Consider the following 17,467-nt stretch of genomic DNA (forward strand, 5'->3'; position numbering starts at 1 on the left):
ATAAAATCTGCGGGGCTTTTTGTTCTAAGGCTTTTTAAATCGGGATCGTGCTTACTTTATTGAATTTAACGCCGACTTCAAAACGGTTGCTGTTGTTCTGGGCGTCTTTTAGCGGATTGATCCAGGCAACTTCTCCTTTGACGTAAAATGGGCCTATATGCGGGATGATCTTGAATTGCCCTGATATTACCGAGCCTACCCGGGTCTGACTCTCCAGAAGTATCCTCATTCCGCCGGGGCTGATATCCATAAGAAAACCTTCTTCGGCGTCTTTGCCGTCTTTGTTCAATGAGGTTTTTCCTTTTGTCGCCAGCCTGGTGTATCTGCGTCTTTCTTTCATTCTTATTCCTCCTTGTGCAGAGGCGCGCCCCAATCTCTCAAATAAGATTGGGGGGAGCAGAGGTGTTGCGTCAGCTATCCTATTAGGTTTCCGAGGTGCATGCACACGGCGTGCATACCGGCCAATCATTTATGGCCGGGTGCACCAATCTAACATCCATATTATACCCAAAAAATCCCAAAAATCAAGGTTCGGTTTTGAGAATACTATTGACTAAAAAGGTTTTTCTTTCTATTATATATTAAATATCCTACAGAATGAAAGGATGAAAAAAGATGAGAGTGGTCGTTACCGGCGGCGCCGGGTTTATCGGCAGTTGCCTGATCCATAAGTTAAACGAGCAGGGGATAAAAGATATAATCGTTGTTGATCACCTTGACGAGTCTTTGAAATGGAAGAACCTGGTCGGAAAAGCCATTGAGGATTATATCGCCAAAGAGAAATTCCTGGATGCGCTGGAATCGGCTAAACTGAAAGCCTCTTTTGATTTTATCATCCATATGGGCGCCTGTAGCTCGACCACCGAGACTGACGGCGAATACCTTATGGAGAACAATTATCTTTATTCCAAACGGCTGGCTAAATGGGCCTTAGCCAAAAAAGTCCCCTTCCTTTATGCCTCGTCCGCGGCGACGTATGGTGACGGATCGTTGGGTTACAGCGACGAAGATAGTGTTTCCGAGAATTTAAAACCGCTGAACCTGTACGGTTATTCCAAACAGCTTTTTGACTTGTGGCTTATAAGGAACGGTCTGACCGCGAAGGTCACCGGGTTCAAGTTCTTTAATGTTTTCGGCCCTAATGAATACCATAAAGAGAATATGCGCAGCGTTATCGCCAAGGTCTTTGACGGGGTAAGCCGCGGGGAAAAAATGCGTTTGTTCAGGTCTTACGTGAAGCAATATCCCGACGGGGAACAAAAACGCGATTTCATATATGTCAAGGACGCGGTGGACATCGTTTATTATTTTATGGAGCACCCGGATAAAAAAGGCATATTCAACGCAGGCACGGGAAGTGCCCGCAGTTGGAATGATCTTGCCCGCGGACTTTTTGCGGCCTTGGGCAGAACGCCTCAGATCGAATATATCGATATGCCCGAACAGATCCGCGATAAATACCAGTATTTTACCCAGGCGGACCTGGGCAAATTACGAAAAGCCGGTTATGCAAAAGAGTTCCGTACTCTCGAAGAAGCGATCGCCGACTACTCGGGATATTTGAAAAATAACAGTTATCTGTAAAGGACAAATGAAAAGATTCATATTCTATATGATCAGATGGCAGTTAAGCACGCCTATACTCTGGCTGGTGGTAAAACAGCTTGGTGTGGGCATATGGTCTACAGTGGTCGCCAACCTTATCGGCGGAGCTATATTCTTCTGGGTGGACAGGTTCATCTTCACCTCCGCGGCGTTTGAGATATGGCATACTAAGGATAAAGGCACGTGCGATAAATGCGGCAAGGCCGCCAGTGTCTGGCGGTTGGTAAAGACAAGGGATTACGACCGTTCAGGAGCCGAACCTAAATTCCTCTGTATCAAGTGTTCCAAGGAGAAGCTTAAAGAGCTGCAGGACAAAGGGATAAAGACAGGGCACAGATTTTGATATGAAAGACGGGATTATAGTCATAAATAAACCTAAGGGGATGACCTCGCACGATGTTGTGGATTTTGTGCGAAAAAAGCTGAAGATGCGCAAGGTCGGCCACGCCGGGACCCTGGATCCCGCTGCCACAGGGGTTCTGGTGATCCTTTTGGGCAGATGCACCCGGTTGTTCGATAAGTTTTTAAGTTATGACAAGGAATATGTGGCTACCCTGACCTTGGGTTCAAGGACCTCAAGCGGCGATCTTGAAGGCGATGTTCTGGAAACCAGGGATTATAACCACATAGACGAGAATATGGTGAAAAACGCCATGCCCGCGTATATCGGCGATATTAAACAGGTACCGCCGATGGTCTCCGCGGTAAAATACAAGGGCAAGCGGCTGTATAAGTTGGCGAGGAAAGGTCAGCAGGTCGAGCGTACTCCCCGTGATGTGCGGATCAAGGAACTTAAACTTCTGGAATTCAAGCTCCCGGATGTAGAGTTTTATCTTAAATGTTCCCGGGGCACTTATGTGCGCCAGTTGGCTGAGGATCTGGCAGTTGACCTGAATTGTGTGGGCCATGTTTCCAGGATCGAACGCTTGAGCATAGGCCCGTTCAATATTAAATCCGCGTTAGGGCTTTCGGACATAGAAGAAAGCAGGATCCAGCCGTTTTTCGGTTAAAATCCGCAGTAAATGCGCTTTTTCCGCTGCTAAATCCCTTTAAAAAGGCTGATTTTCTCCGCGTTTTACTCAAATCTATTAAGATTGACACAGCGTAATTTATACTATATAATTATAGAACTATGGAACTTAATGAGATCATCTCACAGCGGAAGGCTAAATTAGAGGCCTTAAAAGATAAGGGCATACCTGTTTACGATAAGCCGTATTCAGGGTGCCTGGATATTGCCGGGGTTATCAACGGTTTTCAGGAAGGACTGAAGGTCGCTGTCTGCGCCAGGCTTACCGCCAAACGCGGGCACGGCAAAGTCGTCTTTGCCGACTTAAGGGATTCCACCGGCCGGATCCAGCTTTATTTTAAAGCGGATGTGATCGGGCCGGAAAAGTCCGCTATCCTGGAAAATATCGAGGTCGCGGATTTTATCGGGGTCAAGGGGGAATTATTCAAGACCCATACCGGAGAACTGACGATCAAGGTAGAGGATTTTATCGTTTTATCCAAGGCTATGCGCCCTCTGCCTGAGAAATGGCACGGGTTAAAAGACGTGGAGATCCGCTACCGCCAACGTTACCTGGACCTGGTCTCCAACGAGGATGTGCGCAAGGTTTTTGTGGCCCGTTCCCGGATCATCAAGTCTTTGCGAAAGACACTGGATGAAAAAGGTTTCCTGGAAGTGGAGACCCCGATGATGCACGATATCGCCGGAGGGGCGGCGGGAAGGCCTTTTAAGACGCATCATAATGAGTACGATATGGACCTTTTTCTGCGCATCGCCCCGGAGCTTTATCTTAAAAGGCTTTTGGTCGGGGGCATGGATAAGGTGTATGAAATAAACCGTTCTTTCCGCAACGAAGGGGTTTCCATAAAGCATAACCCGGAATTCACTATGCTTGAGGTTTACGCGGCATACGCCAACTATGAAGTTATGATGCATTTATGCGAAAGCCTGATCGTTGCCGCCGCCCAGGACGCGTGCGGGAAGATGGAACTGAGCTATCAAGGCAAGTCAATAGACCTTACCCCCCCGTGGAAAAGAATATCGTTCGCGGAACTGGTAAAAGAGAGATTCGGAATAACGCCGTCTGATACGGAGCAGGTTATGCTGGAGAAGCTCAAGGCCAGCGGTTTTGCCAGGGATACGGATAAACTAAGCCGGACCCAGATCAATAAAGTGATCGAGGATACCCTGGAAGAGGGTTTGAACGTTAACCCCACTTTCGTCACCGATTATTACACCAGCCTTTGCCCTCTGGCGAAGACGAAAAAGGATAATCCTTTGATATCAGAAAGGTTTGAGCTGTTCATTGCCGGCATGGAGGTAGGCAACGCCTATTCGGAGTTGAACGATCCCCAGGAACAAAAACTGCGTTTTGAAGAAGAAGTTAAGAACCCCGGAGAGACCGGACATAAGGTGGTGGACGAGGATTATGTCCTGGCATTGGAGCATGGTATGCCGCCTGCCGGAGGCCTGGGTATAGGCATAGACCGTCTGGTCATGCTTTTGACCGACCAACCTTCTATCCGCGATGTCATTTTATTTCCCCTGTTAAGACCTGCGGGGGAAAAACAGGGTTAAAGTCCCGCTTAAATGCGCGCAAATTTATTAATCAGCTGGCGGTATTTAATCACCAAAAGAAAAGAGAAATTCTTATCTTTGATAAGTATCATCTCTATCTTGGGCATCGCCATAGGCGTAATGGCCTTGATCGTGGTGATCGGGGTAATGTCCGGTTTTGACAAGGACCTGCGCGACCGGATAATCGGCAACTACGCGCATATCACTGTCTCTTCATACCGGCCGATGGATTACGCGGATTTTGAATCTATCGCGGAGAAGTTAAAAGCCGAGCCGCATATCCGCGGCCTGAGCCCTTATTTGCAGGGGCAGGTCCTGATCGAAGAGAACAATAAATTCATGGCCCTGGGGATCAAGGGGATCGACCCCGCGAAAGAAAAAAAGGTCACCCGGCTGGAAAGATACATGGTCAAGGGATCACTGGCCGGGCTTAAGGAAGACACGGTCATAATCGGCAAGGAGCTGGCTTTATACCTCGGGCTTGTTCCCGGCTCGGAGTTGAATATTTATTCGCCGTTAGGCAAGCAGTATAAATTAACGGTCTCCGGGGTTTTTAATTCCGGGATGTATGATTACGACCTGAACCTTATCATCGTAGGCCTGGCGACAACTCAAAAGATATTGGGCGCCCAAAACCAGATCAGCGCCATAGCTGTCAAACTGGACGATCTTTATCTGGCTGATAAGCTGAAAAAACGCATTGCCGGCCTGGTGGGGTATGATTACAGCCTGAAGACCTGGATGGAGGCGAACCAGAATTTCTTCGCGGCGCTTAAGCTGGAGAAATTGACCATGTTCATTATCCTGACCTTGATCATCCTGGTGGCCTCTTTCAATATCATCAGCACCCTGGTTGTGCTGGTTGTGGAAAAGACCAAGGATATCGGGGTCCTCAAGAGCATAGGTATGAGCGAGTCCAACATACGCAAGATATTCACATATGAAGGTCTGATCATCGGTTCGTTAGGCACTGTTATCGGCACTTTGGGAGGGCTGGTTATTTGCGGCCTGCTGAAGAAATACCAGTTCATTAAATTGCCGCAGGATATATATTATATAGATAGCCTGCCGGTGGCTTTGGAGATCTGGCCGGACCTGATCCTGATATCCGCGGCAGCGATGGGCATTACCATGCTGGCGACCATTTATCCGGCTTTAAAGGCCAGCCAGATGAAGCCGGTAGAGGCATTACGCTACGAATAATGATAGAGGCGATAAACATACATAAGGGTTATACGAACGCCGGCAAGGAGCTTAACGTATTGAGAGGGTTAAGCCTGAAGATAGAAAAAGGCGGATTTACCGCGCTGGTCGGGCCTTCGGGAGCGGGAAAATCCACGCTTTTGCATATATTGGGCGGTTTGGACGAGCCGACCCGGGGCAAAGTTGTTTTTAACGGCGAGGATATTTACCGGCTTAATGATCAGGCTCTTTCCCGGATAAGGAATAAACAGATCGGTTTTGTTTTTCAGTTCTATAACCTGCTTTCGGAATTCACGGTATTGGAAAACGTGATGATGCCGGCTTTGATCGGTTGCGTGAACAAGGCCCAACAGGCGGCTGCGCAGAGTAAGGCCTTAGAGCTTTTGGGTAGGATGGGATTGGCGCAAAGGATAGGGCATTTCCCTTCGGAGCTTTCCGGAGGCGAGAAACAAAGGGTGGCCATCGCCCGAGCGCTCATAAACGATCCCGGGCTGCTTTTATGCGATGAGCCGACAGGCAACCTTGATTCCCGTACCGGCGAAGAGATACTCGCGTTGATCAGGAAGGTAAGCGGGGAAAATAAGATGACCGTGGTTATGGTAACCCATAACCAGGAGTTAGCCGCGACCGCCCAGCGGGTGTATCATTTGAAAGACGGGATATTGGCGAATTGATATAATTAACGCTTGTTTTTTCGAGCGCACTATTACGGAGGAGAGATGAAGATATATATCAACGGTAAATTCTACGATAAAGAAAACGCCAAGATATCGGTTTTTGACCACGGGCTTTTATACGGCGACGGTGTATTTGAGGGCATCCGGGCATATGACCGGCTGGTCTTTAAACTAAAAGAGCATATCGTGCGGTTGTATGAATCCGCGCATTCGATAATGCTCAAGATCAATATTACCCAGGAACAGATGATCAAGGCCGTCGTCCAGACCCTAAAAGCAAATAATCTGGATAACGCCTATATCCGTCTGATAGTGACCAGAGGTGCGGGCGATCTTGGGCTTGACCCGCGTAAATGCAACGGCAACAGCACGGTTATTATTATCGCCGATAAGATCGCGCTTTATCCGGAAAAATTGTATAAAGAGGGGATGGAGATCATTACCGTGCCTACTGTGCGCAATATGCCGGAGATGGTCAACCCTCAGATAAAGTCGCTGAATTACCTGAATAATATCCTGGCCAAGATCGAGGCGTTGAACTGCGGTTATGATGAAGCGATAATGATGGATTCGCTGGGTTATGTCGCGGAATGCACAGGGGACAATATCTTTATCGTCAAGAACAGCGAACTGTACACCCCGCCGCAGTGCATGGGGACTTTAAGAGGTATTACCCGCGACGCGGTGTTGGAGATCGCTTCCCGGGCAAAGATCCCGGTGCATGAGCATGTCCTTACCCGGCATGAGGTTTATATAGCCGATGAAAGTTTCCTTACCGGCACCGCCGCGGAGGTCATTCCCGTGGTCAAGGTGGACGGCCGGATGATAGGCAAGGCCAAGCCCGGCAAGGTTACCCTGGAATTAATGAGGCTGTTCAAGAAGATGACCCAAAAATACGGAGTGAAGTATTGATGTTGTGCGACAACTGCAAGAAAAATCCGGCTACAGTGCATCTGACTGAGATAGTCGATGAGCAAATGACCGAGTTGCATCTGTGCGAGGAATGCGCCAAGAAGAAGAGCAGCCAGATGGAACAGCAGTTCGGGCTCTCCGATCTTTTGGCCGGATTGGCGGATTTCGAAAAGCCGGTAGAAGATAAAGAGGCCGTGTCTATCCAGTGTCCTAACTGCGGGCTTACGTACAAGGATTTCAAGAAGATAGGCAGGTTGGGCTGCAGCGAATGTTACGACACGTTCAAGAAATTCCTTTCGCCTCTTTTGAAGAGGATACACGGCTCAAGCGCTCATTGCGGCAAATGCCCGGTCAAGGCCGGCAAGCCTTCGAAGAAGGAGCTTGACCTGGTGGACCTGCGTTTAAGGCTGCAGAAGGCGGTTGAGGCTGAAGAATATGAGGAAGCGGCGAAACTGCGCGACCGTATAAAACAGATCCAGGATAAAAAGGCGCAAGCCGAAGATAAAGGGCTTGAAAGTTAATATGGTGCTTAACGACCTGTTAAATCATACCAGCGAGTGGCTTAAAGGGACGGGGCCTAACTCCGATATTGTTATTTCCAGCCGGATCCGTTTTGCCCGCAACCTGGATAAAACGCCTTTTCCCCACTGGGCCGATAAGAAACAGTCTAAGAATGTCCTGGATACGGTAGTAAAAGGCGCTGGCGAATGCGATTATCTTAAGCGCACCACTGTTTTTGAACTGGTTGATATGGATAACGTGGATAAGCAATTCCTGATCGAACGCCACCTGATGTCCTATGAACATGCGCAGAAGAACGAGTCCAAGGCGGTAATAATAGATGACGAGGAGATAATTGCGTTGATGGTCAATGAAGAAGACCATTTAAGGCTGCAGGTTATGCAGTCCGGTTTCAACCTTTATGAATGCTGGAATATCATAAACAGCATAGACGACAGCCTCTCTAAGAAGTTATCTTACGCCTTTCAGCCTGATTGGGGGTATTTGACCGCCTGTCCGACCAATACCGGAACAGGCATGCGCGGATCGGTGATGCTGCATCTTCCCGCGCTGGTGATGGCCAGGCAGATAAATCAGGTGCTGGCGGCCATATCCAAGCTTAGTTTTACCGCCCGGGGTTTATACGGGGAAGGCACCCAGGCGATGGGCAACTTTTTTCAGGTTTCCAACCAGGTATCTTTGGGGCACAGCGAAACCGAGATAATTGAGAATATAAACAGCCTGATCCGCCAGATCATCGAGCAGGAAAATCAGGCCAGGGATGTCATACTTAATCAGAATAAGGCGCTGTTGGAAGATAAGATCAACCGCAGCTACGGCATCCTGAAGAGCGCGCACATAATCACCAGCCAGGAGACCACTGATTTGATGTCCCTGGTCAGGTTGGGCTGCGATATGGGCATTATAAGGGATATAGACCGCAGGACGGTAAATGAGTTGTTCATTATTACCCAGCCCGCGCATTTACAGAAGATAGAGGGGAAAAAACTTTCCGCGCAGGAAAGGGATTTGAAGAGGGCGGAACTTATCCGCAACCGGCTGAATAAGTCATAATAATAACCATTCAATAACAAGGGGTAGAGCAATGTTTAACCGATTTACTGAACGCGCCAGGAAAGTGATCATTTTAGCTAAAGAAGAGGCAAAGCGTTTTAACCACGATTACATCGGGACTGAGCATATACTTTTAGGTTTGATCCGCGAGGGCGAAGGCGTAGCCGCCAATGTCCTGGAAAAGATGGGGGTTTCCCTGGAAAATATCCGGATCGAGATCGAGAAATTGGTTCAGCCGGGTCCGGCTACCCAGATAATGGGCGATCTGCCTTTTACGCCCCGGGCCAAGAAGGCCTTGGAATTATCCGCGGAAGAAGCCAGAGCCCTGGGGCATAATTATATCGGGACCGAGCATTTATTGCTGGGGTTGATCCGTGAGGAAGAGGGCGTGGCTTCCCAGGTATTGCTCAATCTGGGGTTGGATCTGAGCACGGTCAGGAATAAGATAATGGAAGTCCTGGGCTCTGAATTGCCGGGATTCGGCGCTCAGGCCGCGGCCAAGACAAAGACCCCTGCGCTGGACGCGTTCGGTCGGGACCTTACTGTTCTGGCCCGGGAAAATAAGCTTGACCCGGTGATCGACCGTAAGAATGAGATCGAGCGGGTCATCCAGATATTAAGCCGCAGGACCAAGAATAATCCGGTTTTATTGGGCGAGGCGGGCGTTGGTAAAACCGCTATTGTCGAGGGTCTGGCCCAGTCGGTCATTGCCGGTAATGTCCCGGAGTTATTAAGGCATAAGCGCCTTATTGTCCTGGACCTGGCTTTGATGGTAGCCGGAACCAAATACCGCGGCCAGTTCGAGGAAAGGATAAAAGCGGTAATGGAGGAGATAAAGCGTTCGCAGGATGTGATCATTTTTATCGACGAACTGCATACCCTGGTCGGAGCAGGTGCCGCCGAAGGCGCGATAGACGCGTCCAATATCCTTAAACCCGCGCTTTCCCGCGGTGAGATACAGTGCATCGGCGCTACCACTATGGATGAATACCGCAAGTATATTGAGAAAGACGCTGCGCTGGAACGCCGGTTCCAGACCATAATGGTCGAGCCTCCTTCAGTCGAGCAGACCATAGATATATTGAAAGGGTTGCGCGAGAAGTACGAGGCGCACCATAAAGTCATCTATACGGATGAGGCATTGGGCGCGGCGGCAAAGCTTTCCGACCGCTACATATCCGGCAGGTTTATGCCGGATAAGGCCATTGATCTGATCGATGAGGCCGGTTCGCGCGCCCGGCTGAACGTTCTGGTAGTGCCGCCGGAGATAAAAGAATTCGAGGCGAAAGTCGAGTCTCTGAAAAAGGAAAAAGAGGTCCATATCAAGAACCAGGATTTCGAGAAGGCCGCGGCTTTAAGGGACCAGGAAAGGATCGCCAGGGAAGAACTGGAACGTTTGAACCGGGAATGGAGCCAGACAAAAGATAAGATCAAGCCGGAGTTGACCGAAGAGGATATGGCCAAGATCGTCTCTCAATGGACCGGCGTTCCTTTGTTCCGGCTGGAAGAAAAAGAAGGCGAGAAGCTTTTGAAGATAGAGGAAGAATTGCATAAACACGTGGTCGGCCAGGAAGAGGCGATATCCGCGATAGCCCATGCGGTCAGGCGTTCTCGCGCCGGGATAAAAGACCCGCGCAGGCCGATCGGCTCTTTCATATTCCTGGGGCCGACCGGAGTGGGAAAGACGCTGTTAGCCAGGGCGTTGGCGGAATATATGTTCGGCGATGAAGACGCGTTGATCCAGCTGGATATGTCCGAATATATGGAAAAATTCAACGTTTCGCGTTTGATCGGAGCGCCTCCGGGATACGTAGGGTATGAAGAGGGGGGGCAGCTTACCGAGAAAGTAAGGCGCAGGCCGTATTCGGTGATCCTTCTTGACGAGATCGAAAAAGCCCATCCGGACGTGTTCAATCTGCTCCTGCAGGCGTTCGAGGATGGAAGGCTTACCGACAGTTTTGCCCGCAAGGTGGATTTTCGCAATACTATAATGATAATGACTTCTAACGTCGGAGCTGAGCTTATTCGTAAATCCGGGGCTATCGGTTTTAAGAACCAAAAGGAAGAAGTGACCTACCAGGATATGAAGGGAAAGCTTCTGGAAGAGGTGAAGCGCACTTTTAAGCCGGAATTCCTCAACCGTATAGACGATATTATAGTCTTCCGGCCTTTGGTGAAAGAGGACCTGGTAAAGATCGTGGATATCGAGATCGCGCATGTGGCTGAACGGTTGAAGGAACAGGATATAATGCTGGAGGTTTCCCAGGAAGCCAAGGAATTCCTTATCGAGAAGGGCTTTGATCCGGTGTTCGGGGCAAGGCCGCTTAAAAGGACTATCCAGCGGTTCCTGGAGGATCCTTTGGCCTCGGAGATAATCTCCAAGAAATTCAAAGGCAATATGACCATAAAGGTCAGCCGTAAGAACGAAGACCTGGTTTTTGAAATATGATAAATAGAATAATAGACAGAACGTCTGCCCGGCTGGAAGAGTTCCTTTATTTCCTGGGCGGTATGGCGAAATTGATCTCCCAGACTTTTGTCTGGACATTCATTCCGCCTTACAGTCGGAAGCGCATATTCGAGCAGGCCAAGAAAGCCGGGTTGGATAGTTTGCCGATAATCGGGCTGATCTCGTTCTTTTTGGGGGTTATCTTTGCTTTCCAGATATCCTATTTGATGCGCAGGCTGGGCTCGGAATTGTACATCGCCAGCATTGTTTCTCTGGCTATTGTCCGGGAGCTCGGACCGGTAATAACCAGCCTGGTAGTGGCCGGCAGGGTAGGGGCAGCGATCACCGCGGAGATCGGCTCTATGCAGGTCACCGAACAGGTCGACGCCTTGGAGACTCTGGCCGCGAATCCGGTAAAATACCTGGTAGTGCCGCGTTTCATAGCGCTGACCCTGATGCTGCCGATATTGACCCTTTTCGCGGATGTCATCGGGATCTTCGGCGGATGGCTTATCTGCGTGGCCAAGTTGGGCATATCTTCGCAGATGTACCTGAATATCACTATCGACGCTTTGATGTTCAAGGATATATTCACCGGTCTGGCCAAGACGATATTCTTCGGGATGATCATCGCCTTTGTCAGCTGTTATGAGGGGTTTAACGTTAAAGGCGGGGCTGAGGGCGTGGGTAAGGCTACCACGCAGTCAGTGGTTGTTTCTTTTATACTGATCATCGCCTGCGACTGTTTCTTTACCGCGCTGTTCTATTTTATTTTTCCTTAAAAATGGTTGAAATCCAGGGTTTGTATAAATCGTTTAATTCGCATCAGGTGCTCAACGACTTGAATCTTTTTATCAAGAAAGGCACGACGCTGGTAGTTATCGGCCGCTCCGGATGCGGTAAGAGCGTTATGCTCAAGCATATGATCGGGGTTTTAAGGCCGGATAGCGGGCGGGTATTCGTTGACGGGCAGAATATCTGGGATCTTAAGCGCCGGGATATGGAGCGGTTGAGGAAACGGATGAATATGGTCTTTCAGGGCGGGGCATTGTTCGATTCTTTGACCGTGGGCGAGAACGTGGGATTCGAGCTGATTGAAGAAGGCAGGCTGGGCGAGGCTGAACTTAGGCGTCGGGTCAAAGAGTCTCTGGGAATGGTTGATCTTTCCGGGATCGAAGGCCTTATGCCTTCGGAATTAAGCGGCGGAATGCGCAAGCGCGTGTCCCTGGCCCGGGCGATCTGCACTAAACCCGAGCTTTTGCTTTACGATGAGCCCACTACCGGGGTTGATCCGATCACCGCGGACAGCATCAACGAATTGATCCGCAGTCTTCATGATAAATTAAATGTTACTTCCATAGTGGTCACCCACGATATGAAAAGCGCTTATAAGATAGCGGACCGGATCGCCATGCTTTATCAGGGCAGGATCATCGCCGAAGGGACACCTTCGCAGATCCAGAATACCGATAACCCGGTAGTCAGCCAGTTCATCAACGGTTTGGCCCGCGGGCCGATAACTGAATCCACCGACAATTAATATAAACGGAGGTTTGCAATGACATTCGGGGCCAGCAAATTAGAATTAAAAGTAGGGGCGTTTGTTTTTATCGGCTTGATCGTGCTTTCTGTTTTTGTGTTATTGGTGGGGGATTTCAAGACTATGCTTTCAACCCAAAAGATAAATTTCGTTTTTAATTTCATAAACGGGGTGAAGAACGGCGCGCCTATCAGGTACGCCGGCGTAGATATCGGCGAGGTAAAGAAGATAGGCCTTTTCTATTCCCCGGAAGAAAAGAAGGAGAAGGTCGTGGTGTCCGGAGTGGTTAAGAAAGGCGTGCGTATCCCGGTGGATTCGAGCATCTGGGTCAATACCCTTGGCCTTCTGGGAGAGAAATATATCGATATTATGCCCGGCAAGGATTATGATAATTTCATCAAAGAAGGGCAGACATTGGCGGGGATCGATCCGTTCGCCATGCATGAGTTTGGCGAATTGGCTAAAAATATCGCCAAGAAGCTTGATGACAGCATCGTAGAGGTGCAGGAGTTGGCAGGCTCGGTCAGCTCGTTGGCCAGGAACCTTGATGACGGCATTTCCAAGGTCAAGAACGCCGAAGGGACGATCGGAAAGCTGCTGTACGACGATTCACTGTACAATGACCTGAGCGATATGGTCGCGGATATCAAGAGGAATCCCTGGAAATTGTTCTGGAAGAGCAAGGAAAAGCCGGCGCCGAAGAAGGAACCCGTTAAGAAATAAAACGTATTTTTAAGGGTAAGGAATGAAGATAAAATCAGTATTCAGTTGCCAGAATTGCGGGTGCCAGTCGGCAAAATGGCTGGGGAAATGCCCGGATTGCAATAGCTGGAATTCATTTGTCGAAGAGGACTACGCCGAAACTTCCTCTAAGCCCAAAGAGAGGAGCGCGTTATATAAAGATTCGCCGGTCCTCTTAAAAGATATCCGGATAAAAGACGCCAACCGCATACCTACGGATATAGGCGAATTGGACCGTGTGTTAGGCGGAGGGATTGTGCTGGGTTCGGTGGTATTGGTTGGAGGAGATCCGGGTATAGGCAAATCCACCATTGCCTTGCAGATATCCAACCAGCTCGCCAGAAAAGGCAGGACTGTTCTTTATATAAGCGGCGAAGAATCAATATCCCAGACAAAACTGCGGGCGCAGAGGCTTGCCGCTGGCACGGATAATGATAAAGGCAGCCTTTATATCGTCAACCAGACGGATCTTTCCCTGATCAGCGAATATATCCGCAAGCTTAAACCGGACCTGGTGATTGTTGATTCTATCCAAGTGTTATTCGAGCCGTCGATAAGTTCTTCCCCTGGAAGCGTAAGCCAGGTCAGGGAATGCGCCGGCATACTTACCCAATTGGCTAAAACTTCCGGCACATCGGTATTCATTATCGGCCATGTGACCAAGGAAGGGACGATCGCCGGCCCCAGGGTCCTTGAGCATATAGTGGATACGGTTTTGTATTTCGAGGGGGACAGGTTCTCGACCTATAGGATACTGCGCGCGGTAAAGAATCGTTTTGGCTCGACCAATGAGATCGGCGTTTTCGAAATGAGCCCCGCGGGATTAAAAGAAGTGTCTAATCCTTCGGAGATATTTTTGTCCGAGCGGCCGCATGGCGTCTCAGGCTCTGTGGTAGTATCGGTGTTGGAAGGCTCGCGCCCCATACTGGTGGAGATCCAGGCTTTAGTCAGCAAATCCGGATTTGGTTATGCCAGGCGCAGGGCGGAGGGGTTTGATTATAACCGTTTAAGTCTTTTAGTTGCCGTCCTGGAAAAGAGGATCGGCCTGTCTTTGGAGGCCCAGGATATATTCGTCAACGTTGCCGGAGGTATAAAAGTAGAAGACCCGTCGGCTGATCTGGCGGTGGCTATGGCGGTAAATTCCGCTTTTCGGGAAGAGCCGGTAATGGCGGATATGCTGGTTTTAGGCGAGATCGGTTTAAGCGGGGAGATCCGCAGCATAAATCAGCCTCTTTTAAGGATCAACGAAGCGGAGAAACTGGGATTCAAGCATTGTATGCTGCCTGCAAACAGTTGTAAGAACCTCGGGCATAAGCCCAAGAAAATAGAGTTGGTCCCGGTCGGGACTCTGAGGCAGGCTTTGGATATAGCAAAAGGGAGGCAATGAGATGAACTTATTATCTTTACGTATTCTTTTCTTCATACTAAGCGCGGTTATAGGTTATCAGAGTATGCATCCTGCTGTTGTCGGAGGGTTGATCGGCGCAGGGGTGAGTTTGGTTATTATCCTACTGGAAATAGGGATGCGCAAGGTATCTGTGCGCGGACTTTCCAGCGTGGTTTTCGGGCTTATCCTGGGTTTGATAATGTCCAAACTGGTGGGCGACGCCTTCAGCATAATCCCGTTGACGCCGGAGAGCCTGGCGATAAGCCGGATGGTTCTGACCGTGATCTTTTGTTATTTCGGCATGGTCATCGGCCTGCGCGGAAAAGACGAGTTCAACGTGATCATCCCGTATGTCCGGCTGCGCCGGCAGGATCAGGCTGAGTCCTTGACCGTGGTCGATACCAGCGCGATTATTGACGGCAGGATACAGGATATCCTTAAGACGAAATTCCTGGAAGGCAAACTGGTCATTCCCAGGTTTGTGCTGAAAGAACTGCAGCAGATCGCTGATTCAACTGATCCGATAAAACGCCAGCGCGGCCGCCGCGGCTTGGAGATATTGAACGCTATCCAGAAGGAAGCGGGCGGAAGTTTAAGCTTGAATGAAGATGATTTTCCGGAAGTAAAAGAGGTGGACGCCAAGCTGGTAAAGCTGGCCCAGCTTCTGGAAGGCAAGATAATGACCGTGGATTTTAATCTTAACCACGTGGCCAACCTGCAGGGGGTAAAGGTCCTGAACATAAACGAGCTGGCCAATGCCTTGAAGCCCGTTGTTTTTCCGGGCGAAAATATGCAGATCAAACTGCTTAAGGAAGGCAAAGAATATAATCAGGCGGTGGGATATCTGGATGACGGGACTATGGTCGTGGTGGAGGACGCCCGCCGGCTTATCGGGCAGGAAGTCAAGGTTGTGGTCACTTCCGTGCTGCAGACGCCTGCCGGCAGGATGATCTTTACCAAGATAGTAAAATGAAGATGTATGTGACCGCTATAGTCCTGGCTGCGGGAAAAGGCCTGCGTTTCGGCTCCGCAAAACCCAAGCAATTGAGCCTTCTGGGCGGTAAACCTGTGATAATCCACAGCCTGCTGGCTTTAAGCGGGTCTGAGCATATACGGGATATTGTTCTGGTGGTTAATTCCACCAATAAAGGGGATATCCTCGGGCAGGTCCGGAAATATAATATACCTAAAATAAGGCAAGTTGTTTTTGGCGGCAAACGCCGGCAGGACTCGGTTAGGAACGCTTTAAAGGTTTTGGATAAGAGCGCGGAACTGGTATTGATCCATGACGGGGTAAGGCCTTTTATCGGCAAGGATTACATAGACGGATTGATCAGGGAAGCTGCTAAGACCAAAGCCGCGATCCTGGCTGTGCCGGTAAAGGCGACGGTCAAGAAAGCCCGTAAGTCTGGAAGAGGGAAAAGCCTTAGGGTCAGCCAGAGCCTTAAAAGGGAAGAGCTCTGGGAGGTCCAGACCCCACAGGCGTTTAATAAAGAACTGCTGGTCACTGCTTACGACAGATTTAATTCCGGGGATGTTACAGACGACGCCATGCTGATCGAGAAGATGGCTAAACCGGTATCGCTGGTAATGGGTTCATACGAGAATATTAAGATAACCACGCCTGAGGATCTGGCGATAGCCGAAGTCTTCTATAAACAGAAACGCTTCTGATTTTGTTCGAGAAACTGGGGTAGATCCAAAGCGGGAACTGCCCCTGTGTCAAGCTGGAAAGTGTATTAACTATGAATTTTAAGATCGGTATAGGTTATGATATTCATCGCTTGGTAAAAGGCCGCAAGCTTTATTTGGGAGGGGTGTTGATCCCTTATTCTAAAGGTCTTTTAGGCCACTCCGACGGGGATGTGCTTATTCACGCTGTCTGTGACGCTTTGCTGGGCGCGGCAGGCCTTTGCGATATCGGGGAGATGTTCCCGGATACCGACCAGAGGTATAAAAACATCCGCAGTTCAATATTGCTGGCGAAAGTCGGCGCGGCATTGAAACAAAAAGGGGTTAAGGTCGGCAATATCGACGCGGTAATAATAGCCCAGGAACCTAAACTTACCGGTTTCAAAAAAGAGATCGCAGTCAGCCTAAGCAAGATATTGAAGGTCAAGGCGCAAAATATCAGCGTCAAGGCCAAGACCAACGAAGGTCTGGATGCTTCAGGGGATTCGCGGGCAATAGCCTGTTATGCCGTAGCCACGCTCAAAAAGGGAGACTAAAGATGTTGACCATAATCATAATCCTTATAATCATCGCGGGTATCAAAGTGTATGCTATCAGCAGGTTATTTGCCGATGAGATCAATGTGATCAAACAGAGGGATCCCGCAGCCCGGAGCGATCTGGAGATAATCATGCTTTACCAGGGCTTGCATGCGCTCGTCACTCACCGCGTAGCCAGCTTTTTTTATAAGAAAGGGAATTTTTTCATTGCGCGGTTGATCAGTCAGGCGTCCAGATTTCTTACGGGGATAGAGATCCATCCTGGGGCGGCCATAGGTAAGGGGTTTTTTATCGACCACGGCATGGGCGTGGTGATCGGAGAGACCGCGATCATCGGCGATAACGTGCTTATATACCAGGGGGTAACTCTGGGAGGAACCGGGATGGAAAAAGGCAAACGCCATCCCACTATCGGAAACAACGTGGTAATAGGCGGCGGGGCGAAGATCCTCGGGGATATTACCATAGGGGACAACTCTTATATCGGGGCCAACGCCGTGGTGATCAAGGATGTGCCGGTAAATTCCACCGTTGTCGGAGTGCCTGGCAGGATCACCAAA

The 17,467-nt window shown here is 49.5% G+C and carries 19 protein-coding genes; 18 read left to right on the forward strand and 1 reads right to left on the reverse strand.

The features are described 5' to 3' along the window. Positions 1 to 34 precede the first annotated feature (34 nt). Entirely contained in the window at positions 35 to 340 is a 306-nt protein-coding gene (locus tag M0R35_02685; GenBank protein ID MCK9594565.1) for a PilZ domain-containing protein, read from the reverse strand. A gap of 275 nt (positions 341 to 615) precedes the next feature. Between M0R35_02685 and rfaD the strand changes: the two genes are divergently transcribed. From rfaD to cysE, 18 genes are all read left to right on the forward strand, one after another. Continuing rightward, positions 616 to 1,584, forward strand: a complete 969-nt coding sequence (gene rfaD, locus M0R35_02690) for an ADP-glyceromanno-heptose 6-epimerase (protein ID MCK9594566.1) — start codon at positions 616 to 618, stop codon at positions 1,582 to 1,584. Positions 1,585 to 1,591: 7 nt separating this feature from the next. Then, a complete protein-coding gene (locus M0R35_02695; protein MCK9594567.1) occupies positions 1,592 to 1,948 on the forward strand; it encodes a hypothetical protein in 357 nt (118 codons plus the stop codon). A gap of 1 nt (position 1,949) precedes the next feature. Continuing rightward, positions 1,950 to 2,615: a tRNA pseudouridine(55) synthase TruB gene (gene truB, locus M0R35_02700; protein ID MCK9594568.1), complete on the forward strand. Its 666-nt coding sequence runs from the start codon at positions 1,950 to 1,952 to the stop codon at positions 2,613 to 2,615. 122 nt (positions 2,616 to 2,737) lie between these two features. Further along, positions 2,738 to 4,192: a lysine--tRNA ligase gene (gene lysS / locus M0R35_02705; GenBank protein ID MCK9594569.1), complete on the forward strand. Its 1,455-nt coding sequence runs from the start codon at positions 2,738 to 2,740 to the stop codon at positions 4,190 to 4,192. A gap of 12 nt (positions 4,193 to 4,204) precedes the next feature. Beyond that, the gene (locus tag M0R35_02710) at positions 4,205 to 5,395 is read left to right on the forward strand and encodes an ABC transporter permease (GenBank protein ID MCK9594570.1); all 1,191 of its coding nucleotides are present in this window, start codon (positions 4,205 to 4,207) and stop codon (positions 5,393 to 5,395) included. Further along, a complete protein-coding gene (locus M0R35_02715) occupies positions 5,395 to 6,069 on the forward strand; it encodes an ABC transporter ATP-binding protein (GenBank protein ID MCK9594571.1) in 675 nt (224 codons plus the stop codon). Before M0R35_02710 ends, M0R35_02715 begins: the two co-directional genes overlap by 1 nt. A 45-nt stretch (positions 6,070 to 6,114) precedes the next feature. Beyond that, positions 6,115 to 6,984 carry a branched-chain-amino-acid transaminase gene (ilvE, locus tag M0R35_02720; protein ID MCK9594572.1) on the forward strand — a complete coding sequence of 290 codons (870 nt, stop codon included), beginning with the start codon at positions 6,115 to 6,117 and terminating at the stop codon, positions 6,982 to 6,984. Next, on the forward strand, positions 6,984 to 7,505 hold the full coding sequence (locus M0R35_02725; GenBank protein MCK9594573.1) for a UvrB/UvrC motif-containing protein: 522 nt from the start codon (positions 6,984 to 6,986) through the stop codon (positions 7,503 to 7,505). The genes ilvE and M0R35_02725 overlap by 1 nt, the downstream gene beginning before the upstream one ends. Continuing rightward, positions 7,495 to 8,559: a protein arginine kinase gene (locus M0R35_02730; protein MCK9594574.1), complete on the forward strand. Its 1,065-nt coding sequence runs from the start codon at positions 7,495 to 7,497 to the stop codon at positions 8,557 to 8,559. The genes M0R35_02725 and M0R35_02730 overlap by 11 nt, the downstream gene beginning before the upstream one ends. A gap of 31 nt (positions 8,560 to 8,590) precedes the next feature. Further along, the gene (locus tag M0R35_02735; protein MCK9594575.1) at positions 8,591 to 11,008 is read left to right on the forward strand and encodes an ATP-dependent Clp protease ATP-binding subunit; all 2,418 of its coding nucleotides are present in this window, start codon (positions 8,591 to 8,593) and stop codon (positions 11,006 to 11,008) included. Continuing rightward, a complete protein-coding gene (locus M0R35_02740) occupies positions 11,005 to 11,790 on the forward strand; it encodes an ABC transporter permease (GenBank protein MCK9594576.1) in 786 nt (261 codons plus the stop codon). The genes M0R35_02735 and M0R35_02740 overlap by 4 nt, the downstream gene beginning before the upstream one ends. A 2-nt stretch (positions 11,791 to 11,792) precedes the next feature. After that, positions 11,793 to 12,548 (forward strand): ABC transporter ATP-binding protein, encoded by a 756-nt coding sequence (locus tag M0R35_02745; protein ID MCK9594577.1) that lies wholly within the window; start codon positions 11,793 to 11,795, stop codon positions 12,546 to 12,548. Positions 12,549 to 12,566: 18 nt separating this feature from the next. Beyond that, positions 12,567 to 13,271, forward strand: coding sequence for an MlaD family protein (locus tag M0R35_02750; protein MCK9594578.1), 705 nt, complete (start codon positions 12,567 to 12,569; stop codon positions 13,269 to 13,271). 22 nt (positions 13,272 to 13,293) lie between these two features. Continuing rightward, a complete protein-coding gene (radA, locus tag M0R35_02755; protein MCK9594579.1) occupies positions 13,294 to 14,676 on the forward strand; it encodes a DNA repair protein RadA in 1,383 nt (460 codons plus the stop codon). 1 nt (position 14,677) lies between these two features. Further along, positions 14,678 to 15,649, forward strand: coding sequence for a PIN domain nuclease (locus M0R35_02760; protein ID MCK9594580.1), 972 nt, complete (start codon positions 14,678 to 14,680; stop codon positions 15,647 to 15,649). Further along, positions 15,646 to 16,350, forward strand: a complete 705-nt coding sequence (gene ispD, locus M0R35_02765) for a 2-C-methyl-D-erythritol 4-phosphate cytidylyltransferase (GenBank protein MCK9594581.1) — start codon at positions 15,646 to 15,648, stop codon at positions 16,348 to 16,350. The genes M0R35_02760 and ispD overlap by 4 nt, the downstream gene beginning before the upstream one ends. 71 nt (positions 16,351 to 16,421) lie before the next feature. Then, positions 16,422 to 16,904: a 2-C-methyl-D-erythritol 2,4-cyclodiphosphate synthase gene (gene ispF, locus M0R35_02770; protein ID MCK9594582.1), complete on the forward strand. Its 483-nt coding sequence runs from the start codon at positions 16,422 to 16,424 to the stop codon at positions 16,902 to 16,904. A 2-nt stretch (positions 16,905 to 16,906) separates the two neighbouring features. Beyond that, positions 16,907 to 17,467, forward strand: a 561-nt coding sequence (gene cysE, locus M0R35_02775) for a serine O-acetyltransferase (GenBank protein ID MCK9594583.1), incomplete at its 3' end; no start/stop codon positions are given.

It is taken from the genome of Candidatus Omnitrophota bacterium (assembly GCA_023227985.1).
GTDB lineage: Bacteria > Omnitrophota > Gorgyraeia > Gygaellales > Profunditerraquicolaceae > JALOCB01.